General features: G+C 53.1%; 14 protein-coding genes. 11 read left to right on the top strand and 3 right to left on the bottom strand.

Annotated elements, in window-relative coordinates:
• The first annotated feature begins 5 nt into the window (after window positions 1–5).
• From FHS19_RS28750 to FHS19_RS28710, 9 genes are all read left to right on the top strand, one after another.
• Window positions 6–1,505 (top strand): hypothetical protein, encoded by a 1,500-nt coding sequence (locus FHS19_RS28750; protein ID WP_183585658.1) that lies wholly within the window; start codon window positions 6–8, stop codon window positions 1,503–1,505.
• Window positions 1,502–2,116, top strand: a complete 615-nt coding sequence (locus tag FHS19_RS28745) for a YIP1 family protein (protein WP_183585656.1) — start codon at window positions 1,502–1,504, stop codon at window positions 2,114–2,116. The genes FHS19_RS28750 and FHS19_RS28745 overlap by 4 nt, the downstream gene beginning before the upstream one ends.
• Before the next feature lie 11 nt (window positions 2,117–2,127).
• Entirely contained in the window at window positions 2,128–4,491 is a 2,364-nt protein-coding gene (locus tag FHS19_RS28740; protein WP_183585654.1) for a DUF5696 domain-containing protein, read from the top strand.
• Window positions 4,488–5,366, top strand: coding sequence for a carbohydrate ABC transporter permease (locus FHS19_RS28735; protein ID WP_183585652.1), 879 nt, complete (start codon window positions 4,488–4,490; stop codon window positions 5,364–5,366). Before FHS19_RS28740 ends, FHS19_RS28735 begins: the two co-directional genes overlap by 4 nt.
• A 2-nt stretch (window positions 5,367–5,368) precedes the next feature.
• Window positions 5,369–6,370: a carbohydrate ABC transporter permease gene (locus FHS19_RS28730; RefSeq protein ID WP_183585650.1), complete on the top strand. Its 1,002-nt coding sequence runs from the start codon at window positions 5,369–5,371 to the stop codon at window positions 6,368–6,370.
• Window positions 6,371–6,410: 40 nt separating this feature from the next.
• Window positions 6,411–8,207, top strand: coding sequence for a cache domain-containing sensor histidine kinase (locus FHS19_RS28725; protein WP_246426902.1), 1,797 nt, complete (start codon window positions 6,411–6,413; stop codon window positions 8,205–8,207).
• A gap of 33 nt (window positions 8,208–8,240) precedes the next feature.
• The gene (locus tag FHS19_RS28720; protein WP_183585646.1) at window positions 8,241–9,866 is read left to right on the top strand and encodes a response regulator transcription factor; all 1,626 of its coding nucleotides are present in this window, start codon (window positions 8,241–8,243) and stop codon (window positions 9,864–9,866) included.
• A gap of 144 nt (window positions 9,867–10,010) precedes the next feature.
• Window positions 10,011–11,249, top strand: a complete 1,239-nt coding sequence (locus FHS19_RS28715) for an ABC transporter substrate-binding protein (RefSeq protein ID WP_183585637.1) — start codon at window positions 10,011–10,013, stop codon at window positions 11,247–11,249.
• A gap of 208 nt (window positions 11,250–11,457) precedes the next feature.
• Window positions 11,458–14,613: a hybrid sensor histidine kinase/response regulator gene (locus tag FHS19_RS28710; protein ID WP_312887362.1), complete on the top strand. Its 3,156-nt coding sequence runs from the start codon at window positions 11,458–11,460 to the stop codon at window positions 14,611–14,613.
• A 59-nt stretch (window positions 14,614–14,672) separates the two neighbouring features.
• On the opposite strand, the gene FHS19_RS28705 is transcribed toward FHS19_RS28710, so the two are convergent.
• Window positions 14,673–15,119, bottom strand: coding sequence for a LytR/AlgR family response regulator transcription factor (locus FHS19_RS28705; RefSeq protein WP_246426901.1), 447 nt, complete (start codon window positions 15,117–15,119; stop codon window positions 14,673–14,675).
• Window positions 15,120–15,196: 77 nt separating this feature from the next.
• Entirely contained in the window at window positions 15,197–15,466 is a 270-nt protein-coding gene (locus FHS19_RS28700; RefSeq protein ID WP_183585627.1) for a hypothetical protein, read from the bottom strand.
• 188 nt (window positions 15,467–15,654) lie between these two features.
• On the opposite strand from FHS19_RS28700, the gene FHS19_RS28695 reads away from it, so the two are divergent.
• Window positions 15,655–16,956, top strand: coding sequence for an MFS transporter (locus FHS19_RS28695; protein ID WP_183585625.1), 1,302 nt, complete (start codon window positions 15,655–15,657; stop codon window positions 16,954–16,956).
• Between the two features lie 61 nt (window positions 16,957–17,017).
• Here the strand turns inward: FHS19_RS28695 and FHS19_RS28690 are convergent, their stop codons facing one another.
• Complete coding sequence (locus tag FHS19_RS28690) at window positions 17,018–17,689, bottom strand: YitT family protein (RefSeq protein ID WP_246426878.1); 672 nt, start codon at window positions 17,687–17,689, stop codon at window positions 17,018–17,020.
• Window positions 17,690–17,964: 275 nt separating this feature from the next.
• On the opposite strand from FHS19_RS28690, the gene msrA reads away from it, so the two are divergent.
• The gene (gene msrA, locus FHS19_RS28685) at window positions 17,965–18,948 is read left to right on the top strand and encodes a peptide-methionine (S)-S-oxide reductase MsrA (RefSeq protein ID WP_183585621.1); all 984 of its coding nucleotides are present in this window, start codon (window positions 17,965–17,967) and stop codon (window positions 18,946–18,948) included.
• The last annotated feature ends 32 nt before the right edge of the window (window positions 18,949–18,980 follow it).

Below are 18,980 nucleotides of genomic sequence, written 5' to 3'. Positions count from 1 at the left end.
AGCCGATGAGAATAAAACATCGACTGACAGGCCTGATCCTGGCCGCCGTCTTCGCCTCCGGTCTGTTCGTTCCCGGCGTTTCTCATGCCGCGGTGCCGTACGAAGGGTATCAATGGAACCGGCATGATTCGGACGTGCATTCCATTAACGGTTATATCTATCAATACTCGATGGACGGTTACGACCTCGAATCGGGACCATTTAAGGAGCCGCAGGATTTATTCGTCGCGCCGGACGGCACGATATTCGTGGCCGATACGGGCAACAACCGGATCGTGCACTTAAGCATGGAGATGAAAGTGCTGGGCGTCATTGGCGATGCGGAAGGCAAGGGAGCCCTCAGCGAGCCGAAAGGCGTGTTTGTTCATCCGAACGGGACGATTTACGTGGCGGATACGAAGAATCAAAGAATTGTGCTGTTCAGCCCAAGCGGCAAATACGAGAAGGAACATACGGTGCCGCATAGCCCGCTTCTCGGGAAAAATTTCACCTATTCGCCTTCCAAGCTGACCGTGGATAAGCGGGAAGTCATGATGGTGGTCAGCGAAGGAAACACGCAGGGGCTGCTCCAGATTGACAAGAACGGACAGTTTAAAGGCTTTTTCGGCGCTAACCATATCGGCTTCAGCTGGAAAAGGCTGCTGGTCAACACGATTGCAACGGATGATCAGAAGGCTCAGCTTGCCGTGCAGCGGCCGCTGGAATTTTCCAGCGTGACCCAGGATGAGGAAGGTTCGCTGTATACGACGACGCTGGCGACGGAAACGAATCAGATCAAACGGCTGTCCCCCGTCGGCGTCGATACGCTGAACCCGGGCAGGGCGAAACGGTACGGGGACCGGTATGACGTAGCGGGACCGTTTGAATTGTCCTCCTTCGTCTCCATCTCCGTCAGTCCGGAAGGGTTTATTTCGGCACTGGACCTGAATACGAGCAAGGTGTTCGAATACGACAAGCTGGGCAATCTGCTGTTTGTCTACGGTGGTTTGGGCGACCAGAGCGGCCTGTTCAAAACGCCGGCCGACATCGCGGGGCTGCCGGACGGCTCGATGGCCGTTCTGGATAAAGGCCGCAACCGGATCGACGTGTTCCGGACGACACCATTTGCCGATCTGGTGCACAAAGCTTCGACCTTGTACGTTGACGGCCGCTATGAGGAGGCCGAATCGATGTGGAAGGAAGTCCTGAAGTATAACGCCAACTACGACATGGCTTATCACGCCATCGGCAAGTCGCTCTACAAAGGGGAGCGATACGGCGAAGCGATGCGATATTTCAAGCTGGCTGAGACCAAGGGCGACTATTCCACAGCGTTCAAGGAATACCGCAAGGCGTATATGAGGGAGCATTTCGCCTGGTTCGCCGGGGGCTTGATCCTGCTGATCCTGGTGCTCCGCTATGCGGTGCCGCTGCTTCTTCGTTTCCTGCGGCGCGTCGTGACAGCCAGGATGACCGCGGGTGCGTCTAAGGCGGAATCAACATGGGGGAAAGGTGAGAGTCCATGAATACGCTTCAGTTAATCCGGCAGGTCATCGTCCATCCGATTGATTTCTTCTATGACATCCAGAACCCCAAGCGGATTTCTTGGCTGCAGGGAGTTCTGCTGATCCTGCTGCTGTTTGTGGCCAAGATGCTGTCGCTCATCGTGACGGGCTATGCATTTGAGACGAGGCAGCCCTATGAAATTTCATGGGTGTACGAATTCATGTGGATCATCGTGCCATGGGGCGCGTATTGCGTGTCGAACTGGGCGGTGAGCACCATTCTCGAAGGTGAGGGGAAATTCAAGGAAATTTTCGTCGGCAGTGCGTTCGCGCTTGCTCCATACATCCTGTTTATTGTTCCTGTCACCCTGCTGACCAACATTTTATCCCTGGACGAACAATCCATTATTTTGTTCCTGTCCAATTTGCTGCTGGTCTGGTGCGGTTGGCTGCTGCTCGTCAAAATTAAGGTGCTGCATGATTTTGAACTGGGGAAGATGGTCGGCATTGCGCTCCTGACCGTGATCGGCATGGTGATTATGCTGTTCGTGCTTATTCTGATGTATGGACTGATCAATCAGTTTTGCAGCTTTATCTTGGATCTGATTAAAGAAGTGCGATTCCGGTATTAGGAGGGATGCAGATGACAAGAAAGCATAAATACGCCGTCCTGTCCGCCCTGATTGCCGCCGTGATCGCGGTCAGCGTACCTTATATGGGCAGGGCGGAGCCGGCAGAACCGAAGCAGGGGGAAGCCGGAATGAGCGGGGTCCAGGCAGAGGCGGACGATGTCCCCGGCAATGCCGAGCCGCCTGGAGCTGAACAGGAAACCAAGGACTCGGTGAAAGAGGATGTTCCCGCGGCGGGTAAGGCAGCGGTTCAGCAGCCGGCCAAAAAGGTGTACCCCGTGACCGCGACCCGCAAGGCCGTTTCGAATGCCAAGTACACGCTGTATGATGATCCGAAGACCGGCAATATCCGCATCGTTCACAATCAGTCGAAACGGGAGTGGCTTGGCGCGCCTCAGGCTGACCGGAAGACGACCCCAAGCAACAAGCTGTACCTCGACTCACCGGTTCATATCAGCTACACGGAGGGATCCGAAATCGTATCGACGTATACGCTCAAAGATAAGGAACTCAAGGTCGAAGAACAAAAGATCGAGAATGGGATCCGGTTCCACTATGAAATGCCATCGATCAAGCTCGCCTTTGCCATAGAATACCGCCTGCGGGACGATGGATTTGAGGTGACCATTCCCCAGGACTCGATCAAGGAATCCGGAAGCGCGCACATCGTCAGTCTGGAGCTGCTGCCGTTTCTGAATGCGGCTTTGGACGAGGATGACGGAGCCGTGCTGCTGCCGGACGGATCCGGCGCGCTCATGCGGTTCAAGAAGAATCATCCTCCGTATTATGCGGGATATTCGGAGCCGATTTACGGGCCGGATGCCGCCTTCCGGACGCAGTCCCATGATGAGGTTGAGGCCAACTGGCTTCATGAGAAGCCGCCGAAGGAGAACATTGCCCTGCCCCTATTTGGTATATACCGCAACGGGACCGGGGCGCTGGGCATCGTTACCGAGGGGGAGTACAGCGCCAAAATCAATGCTACCCCTTCCGGAATCCGGAATATTCCGTTCTACCGAACCTCGGTGGAATTCATCTATCGGAACGATGATGTTGTGTTCATTGGCGACAGCGGCAAAGTTCCCTTCTACCAAGGGACAATGATCCCGGGCGACCGCAAGGTGAGGTATGTGCTTTCGGATGGGAAACAAGCGAATTATATCGGCATGGCCGCCGATTACCGGAACTACCTGATCGAGGAAAAGGGCTTGACGCCCGTCAAAATGAATCAGCCGATCCTGCATCTCAAGCTGTTCGGAGGCATCGAACGCGATGAAATCATCGGCAAAACCTTTATTTCCATGACAACCTTCGAACAGGCCAAACAAATCATCGACAGCTATGCCGCCAAAGGAGTCACGGCAATGGACGTCACGTTCGACGGCTGGAACCGCCATGGCAAATATGGAGATCAGCCGGATCATTTTCCTGTCAGCAAACCGCTTGGAGGCAGCAAGGGCCTGGAAGACCTGGCCGGGTACGCGAAGAGCAAGGGGGTCCGCCTGTTCCTGTCCGCCAACTTTGTCCGTGCCTTTTCGGGAAGCGATGGGATAAGCAAAAATAAAGACAGTGTCAGGGGAATGGACCGCGAGGTGCTTACTGCCTATGACTACTATACCTCCAATCAGTATAATAACCCTGCCCGCAAGTTCTACTTGCTGAAGCCCGAGCGGACGTTGAAGCGCTACATCGAGCCTCAACTGGCCCAATTCGCAGGATTTGGGGTTGCGGGAGTGAGTCTGGATTATATGGGCAGCATGCTGTATTCCGATGAGGACCGCTCGCACGAAACGACCCGCGCGGAAGCTGCGGCCAGCTGGCGGCAGGCGATGGAGCGGTTCAAGGCATCGGGCGCCGTGTCGGTCGATTACGGCTTCGCGTATACCTTCGGGTCCGTAGACCGGATTGACGGCGCGCCGGTGGACTCGAGCCATTTCATCTATGCAGATGAGACGGTACCGTTCTACCAGCTGGTCATGCATGGACTGGTCCCCTATACTTCCAGCCCGGCCAATCTTCGAGACGATGCGGTTTATGACAGGCTGCGAGCCCTGGAATACGGAGCCATTCCGACCTATGAGCTGACCGCGGAAGAGACGAGCAAGCTCCAGCGGACAGCCGAGGACCGGCTGCTCAGTTCCGCCTATCGGGACTGGATGGATGCTTCGGTTCAGGAATATGAAGACTACAGCCGTATTGCCGCCCTAACGATGAATGAGCAGATGGTCAACCATGAAAAGCTGGGTGCCCAGGTGTTCAGGACTACTTACGCCAATGGCGTTCAGGTGATCGTCAATTACGGCAGCAAGACGGTTGAAGTGGATAACACGAAGGTTGAAGCCTTAAATTATGCGGTGGTAGAGGGGAGTGCGCCATGAATTTAAAAATGAAACTTTCCATTCGGGTTCGCCATATGCTGGAGGGGTATATCTTCATTCTCCCGTGGATTGTCGGATTTCTGTTGTTCATGGCGATCCCCCTGGGCCGTTCCTTCTATTATGCGTTTCACAGGCTGGAGCCGAGTGAGCATGGGCTGGTGGCAACATTCGTTGGCTTCACTTATTTCCGGCAGGCGTTTACGACGGATGTCGATTTCCTGCCCCTTCTGCAGAAGACCATGACGGCGATGGTTACGCAGGTACCCTTGATTCTGGTGTTCGCCATGTTTAGCGCCCTGCTGCTGAACAAGGCCTCGAGGGGCAAGGTATTTTTCCGCGGCGTGTTCTTCCTGCCGGTCATTATCGCGTCGGGCGCCATTCTCCGCGAGCTGCTTGACCAGGGAGCCGCCAAGCTGCCCATCTTTGTTCAATACGATTTATTTCGCAAGCTCGCTTTCTTCATTCCGGAACAGATTCTGGAGCCGGTGCTGGAGTATGCGGATTCGCTGACGCTGGTCATGTGGGATTCCGGTGTGCAAATCTTAATATTTCTGGCCGGGCTGCAGACCATATCTCCTATTCTGTATGAGGCGGCCAAATGCGACGGGGCGACAAAGTGGGAAGTGTTTTGGAAAATAACCTTTCCGATGATCATGCCGATGATCCTGGTGAACACCCTCTTCAGCATTGTGAACTCTTTTACCAAAACGGATAACCACGTCATGAATCATCTGATGAACATCGTGTTTCGCAACAATGATTACGGGTACGGCTCGGCCATCGGCTGGCTCTACTTTCTGTTTATCTTCATCGTCCTTGGCATTATCTTTCTCATTTTCCGTAAAAGCATGGCTACGGCCGAAGGGAGGGCATGAATATGGAAAGAATCCAATCGATGGCCCGGCGCCAGCTTCTTCTGAAACCAGGCACCCAGGACAGATGGAAGATCACCATGGTGAAAAGAACACGTTCGGTGATGGGCACGATCATTTATTATCTGGTGATGCTCAGCCTGTCCTTCGTGTTTCTGTACCCGCTGCTTTACATCATTTCGCGTTCCTTCATGACCTCGGTCGATGTGGCAAATGCGACGGTGCAGTGGATTCCAACGCATCTCAGCTTTGCCAATTACCGCATTGCTATGGAACAAATTCATTACTGGCCAGGTTTTGCTAATAGTGCTATCATTTCCTTTGGAAGCGCTTTTCTGCAAATCCTCAGCTGTTCGCTGGTCGGTTACGGTTTTGCCAGGTTCAGGTTCCCGGGGAGGGGCCTATGGATGGCGCTGCTTTTGTTTACCTTCCTTGTGCCTCCCCAGACGATCGTCGTTCCGCTATATTTGTTTTTCAGCGATATTCCCTTCCTTCATATGAACTGGATCAACACGCATTTGCCGTTTGTGGTGCCGTCCTTGTTCGGCCACGGCCTGAAAGGCGCGCTATTTGTGCTGATCTTCATTCAATTCTACCGCAGGCTTCCGCATGTACTTGAAGAGGCAGCGAGGATTGACGGGGCAGGACCGGTGCGGACCTATTGGAAAATCATGTTCCCACTCGCCCGGCCGGCAATGCTTGTTGTATTTCTGTTCTCGGTGGTATGGCACTGGAACGACGTGTTTGAGCCCACAACGTATTTGACTGTTCCTGATTTCTTCAATCTAGCGCAAAATATGGCCACGTTCAATGGCAGTGCTGACGCCCAGATGGGGCAGATGGCACAATCGGTATCTTCCAGCCAGGCGATTGGCATGCCTCCAACCCTGATGAATCAAATTATGGCAGCCGTCATGTTGACGATCATTCCGATTCTGCTGCTTTACTTGTTCGTACAACGTTATTTCGTGGAAAGCATAGAGAATTCCGGTATCGCAGGCGAATAGCAACTGCACCGTTACTTATGGAGGTATATCGGAATTGCGGATGCATTGGACAAGAAAACTGGCGCTGAGAAGGAGTTTTCAGGCAAAGCTGGTGTTGACTTTCACCGTGATCATGATGGTCACGCTGTCCCTGATCACCTGGATCTGGTATTCCAACACCACGAACATTCTTAAGCGGAACGCATCGGAGTATGTGATGGACAATATCGAGAACGCCAATCACAGTTTGGATTTTCTGATGAATGAATTCATTTCGCTCTCTACATTGATATCGATGAATCAGGAATTTATTGCGGAGCCGATTACGCCAAAACCGGAGCAAAGCGATTACGAGCGGCTCCTCCGGAGGCGAAAGGTCGAATCTTTTCTGGAAACGATCTATTCCTTTAACAGCAGCATATTGGCGATACAAGTCGTCGGAGAAGACGGAACCGTCTTCTCCGCCGGCTTCTCCAAGATGTATTACGATGTGATCAGCGATATCTGGAATAAAGATGTAAGCGGCGCTTCGGGGAAAGCACTTCTGCTTCGGATTAACCTGGCGGGCGGCCTTGAGCCGGAAAGCGACGAAAGCTATACCGTAGTGATCGGGCAGGCCGTGCTTCGGGGCGGTAAAGTCGTGGGCACCGTATACATGTATGTCCGGTACAGCGCCATCAGCAGCCTGATGAACGCACAATCGATACCTGGAACCGAATTGATTCTGCTTGATGAGAACGGGGGCGTTCTTTATGGAGAGGATGAACATTGGTCCCAGCTGATTCTCGGACACCCCAAGCTCAGCGAGGCCATGAAAGCCGTACAAGCCCGGGGAGGAAGCGTCCGGTATCAGGAGGATGGGAAGCTGGTTTTGATCTATCGGTCGGATCATACCCGCTGGACCACGGTCGGCTTAATTCCGATCGAAATATTGATCGGGGATTCCCAAGAGCTTCGGGATCGGATGTATTGGGCATCCGCCATCGTGATGATCATTATCTTCCTGCTGATCTTTGCGCTGTCCCAGCAGACGACCAAAAATATCAAGCGGCTCAGCAAGGCCATGAAGGCTGTAGAATCGGGGGATTTAAGCCCCAAGGAGCTGCCTCGGACCAAAGATGAAATCGGCCTCCTGTCGATCCGCTTTATGCATATGATGGATACAATAAACTCTCTAATCCACGATATCAAACGGAACGAAAAGAAGAAGAGGGAAGCGGATTTAAAGGCGCTGCAGCTTCAGATCCATCCCCATTTTTTATACAATACGCTGAATACGATACGGTATTTGGCCAAATTGCAGCATGCGGCCAACATCGAACAGGTCACTGGATCCCTGATTCATCTGCTCCGAAGCGCAGCAGGCAAAAATTCAGGCCTGGTCACACTCAGCGAAGAGCTGCAAAGTGTACAATGCTACATGGATATTCAAAACTACAAGTATGTGGATGATATCGCCATCCATTATGACATGCAGCAAGGACTCGAGGATTACCGGGTTCTTCCCCTGCTGCTCCAGCCTTTGGTCGAGAACGCCCTGCTTCACGGAATCGAAGCGAGGAAGGATATCGAGGGCGGCCTCATCCGGATCAGCATCCGAACAGAGCAGGATGACAGCCTGGTCATTGCCGTGGTGGATAACGGTCCGGGCATGCCGGCAGAGATGCTGGATTTATTCAGACAGGGAAAGAATCAGGAAGACCAGCGCAAAATGTTCGGGATCGGTCTTCATAACGTTCATGAGCGCATTCAGCTAACCTATGGCAGCGCCTATGGCCTCGACTTGGACAGCAGGCCAGGAGAATATACCAAGGTTACTTTGCGATTGCCTTTTGACTCATCCCGGCCATCCGCTTGAGCGGGGGTCAAGCGATTCGTAGGGGGCGGCGGAATGAACACGGTTATGGTTGTGGACGATGAGATATTGGCGAGAAATCATTTGCTGGAGCTAATTGATTGGGAACAGCAAGGGTTTCGGATATGCGGGATTTTTGATAGCGGGTTATCGGCAATGGATGAGCTGGGCCAGCTGAAGCCTGACATTATTATTTCCGACGTATACATGCCGATTATGGATGGAATTCAATTCTCAAGGCAGGCGCAAGCGGAATACCCAGCTACCCAATTCATTATGCTGAGCAGTTATGACCGATATGATTACGTGCGGGATTCTTTTAAGGGCGGAGCCGTGGACTATTTGCTCAAAGACCGGATGAACCCGGAAATGCTGCTGTCCGCCCTGCATAAAGCCCGGCTGGCCGCAGAACAGAACCGCTTTCATGTGACGGATCATGCATCCTCGGACGCCGCGTTGTCCACGGGAATGGACCGCGAAGTGATGAAGAAGGAGATCCGTTCCTGGTTTCGTGGAGCCCGGCTGCACAGCGAGGTTTGGAATCAGCTGCAATCAAGCCTCAAAGCGCAGTACAGAGGCAAAACGCTTGTCGTTATTGCTCTCCAGGTCGATCATGGCACCCTCGGGGAGCAGGGTCTCTCGGAGGAGGAGTATCATCAATGGGCGAAATCCGTGTCCATGCTGTTCGAGCAGCATTTCACTGGCGAAATGCTTTATATCCGCCAGCATCAGTTTGCGATCCTGTATGATTCGGCATCATCGCGGAGCGAACTTAAGCTGAATGAGGAAATCGAGCATTATCTGGGCCGGATATCCAAACTGTTCTCCAAATTTCTCAATGTCCGGATCCGATATTCGTGCAGCGCTCCCTGCTTAAGGATGGATCAGCTCCCTCAAGCCTATTCCGCCGCTGCGGCATCTTTAATAGAAGGTAGAAAGTCCAGTGGGGATTATCCGGAAAGCGGGTACTGCTCCGAAACGGAGACAGGGGAATACATAATGGGTATCCGGCAGGAGATGGCCATCCTGGCTTCGATAGAATCCAAGGATATCCCGTCTTTAGAGAGGCAAATCAATGAGCTGTACCGAATCGCCAGGGATGGCGGCGGGGCTGCATCCATCCGGGTATCCCGTCTCAATGATCAATTGTGTGAGCTCGCGGCAAGATTGGGCCGGCAATTCGGCCCCCGCGCCGAAGAGCTGGCCAAGCAGCTTCGAGCCGCCATGCTATCCGGATCGGATGAGACATGGGGGGCATGCGAAACCGCTGTAGTTGATTGCATGCTTCGCATGTCGGAGCTCATTGAGCCGGAAGCCGTCCCGGAGGGAGAATCCCTTTATGTACGGAAAGCAATGAATTATATCCGGACGCATTTTCGCGGTGAGATTTCACTTGGACATGCAGCAGCTATTGTCGGGATACATCCCGTGTACTTAAGCAGATTGTTCCGTCAAGAAACGGGAATCCCCTTCGTCGAACACGTGAATCGCGCAAGGGTGGAAGCAGCCAAGAAGATGATTGAAAATAAAATAAAAATTAAGGACATCTACAGTGAAGTTGGATTCCAGAATTACAACTACTTCTTTAAAGTTTTCAAATCGGTGACCGGGTTTACGCCTGCCAATTATGAGAGAATCGTTCTGCACAATAAAGCAAATTGAAATGAAGCATTGGATGAAGGGGAGTGTATGATGAGGAGGAGCTGGATCGGTTCTGTCTGCTTGGCCAGTCTTCTAATACTATCTTCTGCCTGCGATTCTGCTCCCACTGATCTTAACCGTTTGCCGGAGCAGGATGGAGCCGATATGCCTAATGAAAAAGTTGTGCTCTGGAAGTGGATTCCAAACGGTGATCAGATGCGGGACTTGGAGATTTCCTTTGAACAGCAAAATCCGGACATCGATCTGGTCGTGCAGCATATCGGCGAATCGGAGGCGTATTTTCAGAAGTTATCCGTCGGACTAGCCAGCGGCAACGGACCGGACATTATTGCGATGCAGGTTGGCGCGAATGCGAACAAATACAAATCATTTCTTGAACCGCTCCGTCCCTACGCGGAGAAAAGCTGGGGCCCCGATTGGAAATCGCGGTTCCATAAGCTGGCCTTGGAACAATCCGCATATTCGGGTGAGGATTATCGGGTCCTGCCGGGGGGCATTACCATTACACCTCTCATATTTTACAATCGATCCATTTTCGAGAGTTTGAATCTGGAGGAACCGCGAACGTATGATGAGCTGCTTCATGTCATATCCGCCATTCGAAAATCCGATCCTGCATTGCAAAACGGGATTGGAATCGGAGGGAAAGAGGGATGGGCCTGCCGGGACATCTTTATGGCCATCGCCGGTCAAATCGCCCCCGGTAAAGTGTACCGTGCGGAGCAGGGTCTGGTTCCCTGGACGGACCCGGATCTGGTTGAAAGCTTTCGCTGGTGGAGACAAATGTTTGAAGACGGGATATTTGACAGCCAAGCTTTGGAACGCGCCCTTTATCCCTATGCTTATCACGATTTTAATCGCGGGACGCTGGCGATGTTAAGTATGGGGTCATGGCAGCTCAGCGTGATGACCCGTCAGGCAGTTAGCGGCTTTTATAATCCGAACCGTTTTGGTTTATTTCCACTGCCTCAATTGACCGAAGGAACCCGCCGGACGGCTACGGCGACTGTGGATGTTGCCTGGGCGATGAACCGGGATTCGAAACATAAAGAGGCGGTATGGAAGTTTATAGAGTTCATGACGACAGGGGAAGGGCAGCGAGTTTGGTCCAATTCACTGCAGGTGCTGCCCAGCGCCACAGGGGTCCAAGTCGATCGGAAGGTTATGGCAGGCCAGATGGAAGAAAAAGCACTCGCCACGGTCCTTGATTATTATACGGAACGCGGCATTGCTGGAACGCGCGAACTGACGAATTCCGATGTTCAGCAGAAGCTGTTTGAAGTACTTCAGGCGCTTGCGGCGAAAGGCATAACGCCCATAGAGGCTGCGAAGCAAATGCAGCAGGTGATGGACCGGGGTGCGCCATTTAAGAATACGAACTAAACGAAATATCAGCATGGTTAAATGATGCTTTGAATGCAGCCGGTCCTTCGGGAGCGGCTATTTATCGTAAATTTCTCATAAATTAGAATCTATTTGAATTTCTACGACCTAATCTTCCGGCGCTCCAAGATTATAATAGCGGGATACGGCGGTTTCCGTTACTATGAATATGGACGACTTCAAGAGAAGCGAGGCTCAGAAGAGTTTGGTGAAGAAAATCATCATATTTATTACATATTTAGCCCTCATGCTGGGGGCAAGATGGTTCTGGTCGGATACGTTCGGCACGGATGAGCAGCCCAAGGTTGTGCAAGGAATTCTTGACCTGCGCGGGCATCCCATGGATAACAGGCATTCCATCTTGTTGGACGGGGACTGGGAGTTTTACCCGGATCGGTTGATCTCGGACAACCGCCAAGCGGACGAAAATAATCTGGATAGGCGTATGATCCGGGTTCCCGGGGATTGGAGCCCGGCTTGGCAGGACAAAAGCGGTTCGTCGTTCGGGTACGGAACCTACAGGCTCCGGATTCTTGTCGATGAGCAGCCGGACGAGCGTTATAAATTATGGATTAAAGAAATTAAAGCTTCATCCGTTGTGATCGTCAATGGGGACATCGCCGGCGAGGCCGGCAAACCGGCGGCGAGTGCTAAAGCGTATATTCCAGTCATCCAGTCTTTCACCAAAAACGCTGCTCCGAATGAGCAGAACGTAATTGATATTTTTGTGCAATCGGCGAATTATCATGATCCCACGAGCGGGGGCATCATCGAGTCCATGCGGTTCGGGACACAGGCGGCTATCGATTATGAATGGTGGTATTCGATCGTTTTTCAGATGGCCGTGTTTACGATCCTGCTGCTTCATGCCCTGTACGCCGGTATTATGGTCATGATCAACCCGCGGGAGAAGCTCCTGCTTGTCTTTGTATTCCTGCTCATCTTCGCGGGATTGACGGTGGTTTCGGATCACGAGTATGTACTGATGAGCTGGTTCCCCCTGAATTACACCTGGATGCTGAAAGTTCGGCTTATATCTTATTTAGGCGTTCCGTTCTGCATGCTGTTGATGGGCAGGGGCTTTACCGGGCAAGTCCGGCGTGGGCCACTGTTCCTTGGATATTTGGTCGTTTCAGCGATATATTGGATTTTTATCCTTGCAGCCCCGGCCAATCTGGTTCATATCACAAGGACCCATCATGTCTTCGGCTTGTTGTACCTGATTCCGAGCTTCTGGTTCTTTGCGCTTATCGGCAAGATGGTATATCAAAAGCGGAAGGATGCCTTTATCATTTTGCTGGCGGCAACGAGCGTCATTTCCAATATCGTATGGGGATTTGTCAATTTCGACTGGAATTTCACTCCGATTTATTATCCGGTCGATATCGTGGCTGGGGTTGTCGGATTTTCGGTGTACTGGTTTAAGCGATATTTCCGGAATGCGGCGGAGAATGCCAGGTTGAACGCCGAGCTTCGGAAAGCGGACGAACGCAAAGATCAATTTCTGGCGAACACTTCCCACGAGCTGCGGACACCGCTGCACGGGATCATCAACATTGCGCAATCGGTCCTTTCCCGTGAGGGACGCTCCATGTCGGAAGCGAGCCATCAAAATATGGAGCTGCTCGTCACCATCAGCCGCCGGATGTCGCAGCTGCTGAATGACCTCCTTGACGCCGTCATGCTGAAGGATCATCGGATCGTGCTGCGCCGGGAAGCCCTGCAGGTTGAATCAGTCGTGTCCGGCGTGGTCAGCATGCTGGCTCATATGACGGAAGGGAAACCCGTTCAAGTGGTCATATCGATACCGGATAAGCTTCCTCGGGTTGATGCCGATGAACAAAGGCTGACCCAAATTGTGTTCAACCTGCTGCATAACGCCATCAAATTTACCGATGAAGGCGTCATCGAAATTTCGGCCGAGGCCAAGGAAGGGACCGTTGTGATTCGTGTGGCCGATTCAGGCCGAGGGATGGAACAGGGCGCACTGGAGCGGATTTTTCTTCCCTACGGGCAGGCTCAGAATGAGGACGATCCTGGGGGGATCGGGCTTGGCCTCAGCATCTGCAAACAGCTGGTCGAGCTGCACGGAGGGAGGCTGACCGCCGAATCGGCTCCTGGACAAGGAGCGGTATTCAGTTTTTCGCTTCCCACAGCCGAAGGTTGGCTGCAGGCGGATCTAGACAATTCCGTGGGAGGGCGTACCGAGCCGAAGCTGGAGGATGCCATATTGGATTCCCTGCAAATCACGGAAGCCGCTGTCTCCTTGGAGACGGCTTATGCTGGCCAAGCCGCTGGATCGCTGAACGAATCGATATCCGGTGGGATCAAAATTTTAGTCGTCGAAGACGATCCGGTAAATTTGAGGGTGCTTGCAGGCATTTTCGCTGAGGAGCCATATGAGATTCACACCGCTTTATCGGCAAAAGAAGCGCTGCAGCAGCTCTCGTCCTCGACATGGGACCTGCTCATTTCCGATGTGATGATGCCGCATACGTCGGGTTATGAGCTGACGCGAATCGTCCGGGAACGGTTCAACAGCTTCGAGCTGCCGATTCTGCTGCTGACCGCAAGAAGCCGGCCGGAGGATATCTATGCCGGATTTATGGCCGGCGCCAACGATTACGTAGCGAAACCGGTGGATGCGCTTGAGCTGAAATACCGGGTACGCTCCTTGGCGACGCTGAAAATATCGGCAAAAGAGCGCCTCCGGCTCGAGGCGGCGTATTTGCAGGCCCAGATTCAGCCGCATTTTCTGTTTAATACGATCAATTCGATCATGGCTTTAAGCGATATCGATCTGGATCAAATGCGGGAGCTGGCCGATGCGTTTACTTCCTATCTGCGGATCAGCATCGATTTTATTAACTCGGAGGAAGCAGTGCCGCTCTCCCATGAACTCGAGCTTGTCCGGGCATATTTATACATCGAGAAGGCGCGTTTCGGGCCGCGGCTGGCGGTCATATGGGATATCGATCCGCAGTTATCGCTGTTTATTCCGCCGCTCACGGTACAGCCGCTGGTGGAGAACGCGGTGAAGCATGGTCTGCTGAGCCGGATTCAAGGCGGAACCGTGCAGATTATCATCCGCCGGGAAGAAGGCGGCACGCGATTTGAAGTCAGGGATAACGGGAAAGGCATGAGTCCGGAGGAAGTACAAAATCTGCTCCAACCGCATTCCCGCAGCGAACCGTCATCCGGTGGCGTCGGACTGAAGAACACGAACCGGAGGCTCCTGCAGCGGTACGGCCGAGGACTCCGGATCGAGAGCCATGTGGGGCAGGGGACGGCGATGTCCTTCGTTATTCCGAGCCAGGGCCCCGGGGGCCATCGGGAATTCGTCCCCCCAGTAAGCATAGAATAAAGCATAAAGCAGCCTGCTGAACAGGCTACTTTATGCTTTTGTTCGTGGTATTCAGCGTTTCATTCCCTGACGGATTTGGGCCGGCCTGCCAACAAGCTTTGTTCCAGAGGGACCAGGATCGTTCCGGAACCCGCAGTCTTCAGGCTCAAGCCTTGTGCGATTCGTTTCAGCGTTACGGCCAGTCTCGCGGGTTGAACGGGCTTCAATAAATAATCGAGGGCATTCACCTGAAATGCGTGAACCGCAAATTGTTGAAAGGCGGTCACAAAGACGATGTGCATCTGCGGATGAATTGCCAGCAGCTGCTCAGCCAGCTCCATGCCGGACATTTCCGGTAATTCGATATCCAAAAAGGCCACATCGGGTACCTCGATCCGGGACGCCGCCAGTGCATCGTGGGGATTCATATAGGATCCGATGATCTTCCACGGAATAGGAACAGCGGTCTGCGTCTGAAGCAGTTTTTCCATTTTTAATAATGCCAGATACTCATCATCGACGATCATTACCTTCAAGCGGCTTTCTCTCCCCTAATAGCCCCGTGTTTTCCCGGAAGCGGCATGCTTATGTATTCTGAAACCTTCTAAAGCTCCATTTTACCCGGTTGCTCAGGCGGTTCTTCTTGCACGACCGAACACGTATGCCAATCATCCATGGCCATGTACCCGCGGCGGACCAGTGCAAAAATCGTATTTGTCGTACAGCGCCATTCGCCATCAGGCCATCTTGTCGAGCCGCTTGCCTTTGGAAGAACGCCCTCATACGTCCAATATCCTCCGTCATTCCACCGAACAAGCTTTCCACCATGCTTCCGGGCTTGTTCCAATGCCTCTTGCTGTATTTTCGATAACATTCCTTCACCACCAAGCAATTCCATTCATTGATTACCGTATTCATACCTCCGTTTAAAGCGATACCTCCATTAGATCATAAGGCTCTGAATACGTTCTGAATAAACTCAATCCAGAGCATAACTTGACGTTTCCAGGGACAATCTAAGCAGAAAAGGTTGTACTTTCCTAAGAAAGGAGCACTCCAGCGATGGCTGAAGAACAGCAGAAACAACCGTCGGGGAAAACGATCGCGGCCATTGCCTCGGTTCCCTTCATCATGACGTTGGGCAATTCCATGCTCATTCCGATCCTACCCCAAATGGAGTCGAAGCTTCATATTTCATCGTTTCAAACAAGCCTGACGATCACCGCGTTCTCTTTGGTAGCCGCCTTTTTCATTCCGATCTTGGGGTATTTGTCCGACCGCTTTTCCCGGAAAATTGTCATCGTGCCGGCACTGATCCTGTACGGCATCGGGGGTCTGCTGGCCGGATTCGCGGCAGCTCTGTTTCCCCAGCCTTACCTCTGGATTATGGTGGGCCGAACGCTTCAAGGCATAGGCGCAGCAGGGACAGCACCGATCGCCATGGCGCTCACGGGCGATTTGTTCAAGGGATCCGCGGAGAGCAGGGTGCTCGGACTGGTCGAGGCATCCAACGGCTTTGGTAAAGTCATCTCGCCGATTCTCGGATCGCTGGTGGCTTTGATTGTATGGTATAGCGTATTTTTTACTTTTCCGGCGGTCGTTATTATTTCGATCACACTCACCTGGCTCCTAATTAAGGAGAAGAAAAAAGAGAAGGAGCCGATGCCTTTTAAGAAATACGTCAATGGTCTCGGCAGCGTGTTCAAGCATGAGGGCCGCTGGCTGATCCCCGCATACTTGGCCGGCGCGACCTGTTTGTTTGCGCTGTTCGGCATTCTTTTTTACCTGTCCGACATGCTGGAAAAGGAACACAATATCATGGGAGCCGGCAAAGGGCTGGTGCTGGCCATTCCTTTGCTGGTCATGTGCACCACGTCCTACGTGACCGGCAGCCAAATTAAAGAGAACAATAAGCTGATGAAACGGCTGATCGTGATCGGATTCGTTCTGATGACGATCGCCTACGTTCTGCTGGCGTTTATCGGACACTTGACCTTGTTCATCGCCATTCTGGCCGTCAGCAGTTTGGGAACGGGCCTGATCCTGCCCTGCATCAACAGCTTTATTACGAGAGCGGTCGGGAAGGAGAGACGGGGCATTGTGACCTCCCTGTACGGGTCGGTGCGGTTCTTCGGGGTGGCGGTTGGCCCGCCGTTGTTCGGGTGGATGATGGGATGGTCGCGGCCAGGCATGTTTCTGTCCATTGCCGGACTGACGTTTGTGATCGGGCTGCTTGCTCTATTCTTGATCCGGGTCGAGTCCGGGGAAGGAAAGCCGTCCGGCGGCAAACGCGCCGAAGCTTACCGAAACAAGCCGGCGGGCCTGATTCGGCCGTTCGGCGGACGCCAAAAAGCCGGATCTTGATCCGGCCTTTTCTTTGGGATGGATCCTGCAGTTTGCGTGTTTGATGGTCAGGAGAAAGATGCTATTTTTTGCTGCGCCAGGCGAATCCGGCTTCCCATCGCCGCTGCGGCTTACGGCCGAGCAGGTAATTGATGACCCGGGTGGAGATCAATTGGCACCCTATGGCGAAAAGGATGATTTTCCAGTTGACGACATAGGCCGTCAGGACAAAGATAACCCCGTTCATCCAGAAAAGGGATGTGCCGGGTTTTATTTTTTTGTACTTGTACAATACCAGTGCGGTATAACCGATACCTCCGTTGGATACCCGCTGTCTCATGAGCATGGCGACGCCGGTGCCGAGAATAAGGGAGCCGATCAAGAGGTCGAGCCACACATTCAGCAGCGGCGGCCGGACATAGACCTCAAAAAAATTGACCGATACGGACGTGGCCGTGATGACGTAAATGGTGCCAATGGCACTGAAGATGCCCAAATGATGGGCGGTAAAAATCAGAAAGGCGAAATTCGCAAACCAGAGGCCAAGGCTCACGGGCAGGCCGAATCCGTGATTGAGCAGCACGGCAATGCCGGCACCTCCTCCGGACGGGATGCTGTGAGGGAATAAAAAAACCGCCATCGCAAAGCCTTGAAGCACCGCTCCCGCTGTAATAAGAGAGACTTTCCTGCTGAGACGGCGGTAAAACAGGTGCCGGTGGTGCCTGTAACGGCCGGGGATTAACTGTATTTTCAACCCGATCATCCTTTGGTGAATAGTTTGGTAGTCACAAGCTGGTCAAGCCTTTTTCTAAAATGTATGCTTGTCTGCGGACAAGGATGCCAATTCATGCCGGACAAGTGATGGACTTGGTCCGCCATGACCCGTTTATCCCCCTCTGGCCCGTCTTCCTGCCTCTTCATGCTGCGGCTTTCACCCGGTCTGCGGAAACGGGAGCTGCATGAAATGCTGCTCGGACAAGGCATGCGGAACTGTGGTATGTTTACTTTGAAAAGAAAGGGGAGAAAGGCATGGAGCAGGACAATCATCAGGACTGGGAGTTGGCCACATTTGCGGGCGGGTGCTTCTGGTGCATGGTGCAGCCGTTTGACGAGCTGCCGGGCATCCATTCGATCGTGTCCGGTTATACCGGGGGCCGTACGGAGCATCCCACCTATGAAGAAGTAGGGACGGAAACGACCGGGCACTACGAAGCGGTTCAGATCGCCTTTGACCCGGAGGTGTTTCCGTATGAGCGTCTGCTGGACATCTACTGGCAGCTGATCGATCCGACCGATGCGGGCGGGCAGTTTATGGACCGGGGGAATTCTTACCGGACGGCCATTTTTGTACATAACGGGGAACAGCGGGCCAAAGCGGAGGCTTCCAAGCGGGAGCTTGCTGTAAGCGGGCGGTTTAAAGGGCACATCGTCACCGAAATTTTGCCGGCGGGGCCGTTCTATCCGGCGGAGGACGAGCACCAGGACTACTATAAAACGCACCGCTACGACTACAACCTTTACCATGAGGGTTCCGGACGCGGGACATTCTCCGAAAAGCATTGGCGCAGAAAGCAGGATGATACCGAGCTGCGCAAAAAGCTGACCCGCCTTCAGTACGAGGTCACGCAGCACGGCGCGGATGAGCTGCCTTACGAGAATGCGTACTGGAATAACGAGCGCGAAGGCATCTACGTGGATGTGGTGAACGGCGATCCCTTATTCTGTTCACGGGATCAGTTCGATGCAGGGACCGGCTTTCCGGCGTTTACGCGGCCGATCCACGAAGGCTTTCTCCGCCGGAAAGCTGACCTGCGCAGCGGCAAAGCGCGCACCGCTCTGTACGGCCGCCTGTCCGGCGCGTACCTGGGCCACCTGTTTCACAACGGCCCTCCGCCTGCCGGGCAGCATTACCAGGTCAACTCGGCAGCGCTGCGCTTTGTGCCGCGGGAGGAGCTGGAGCGCGAAGGGTACGGGAAGTATAGGGAGTTGTTTGAGGGAGAAAGAGGGGAGTAGTCTGGCATCAATTTCAGCTTCAATCCCCAACC

The organism is Paenibacillus rhizosphaerae, assembly GCF_014192015.1.
Classification (GTDB): domain Bacteria; phylum Bacillota; class Bacilli; order Paenibacillales; family Paenibacillaceae; genus Paenibacillus_AQ; species Paenibacillus_AQ rhizosphaerae.
This window is presented reverse-complemented; position numbering and strand designations above follow the sequence as displayed.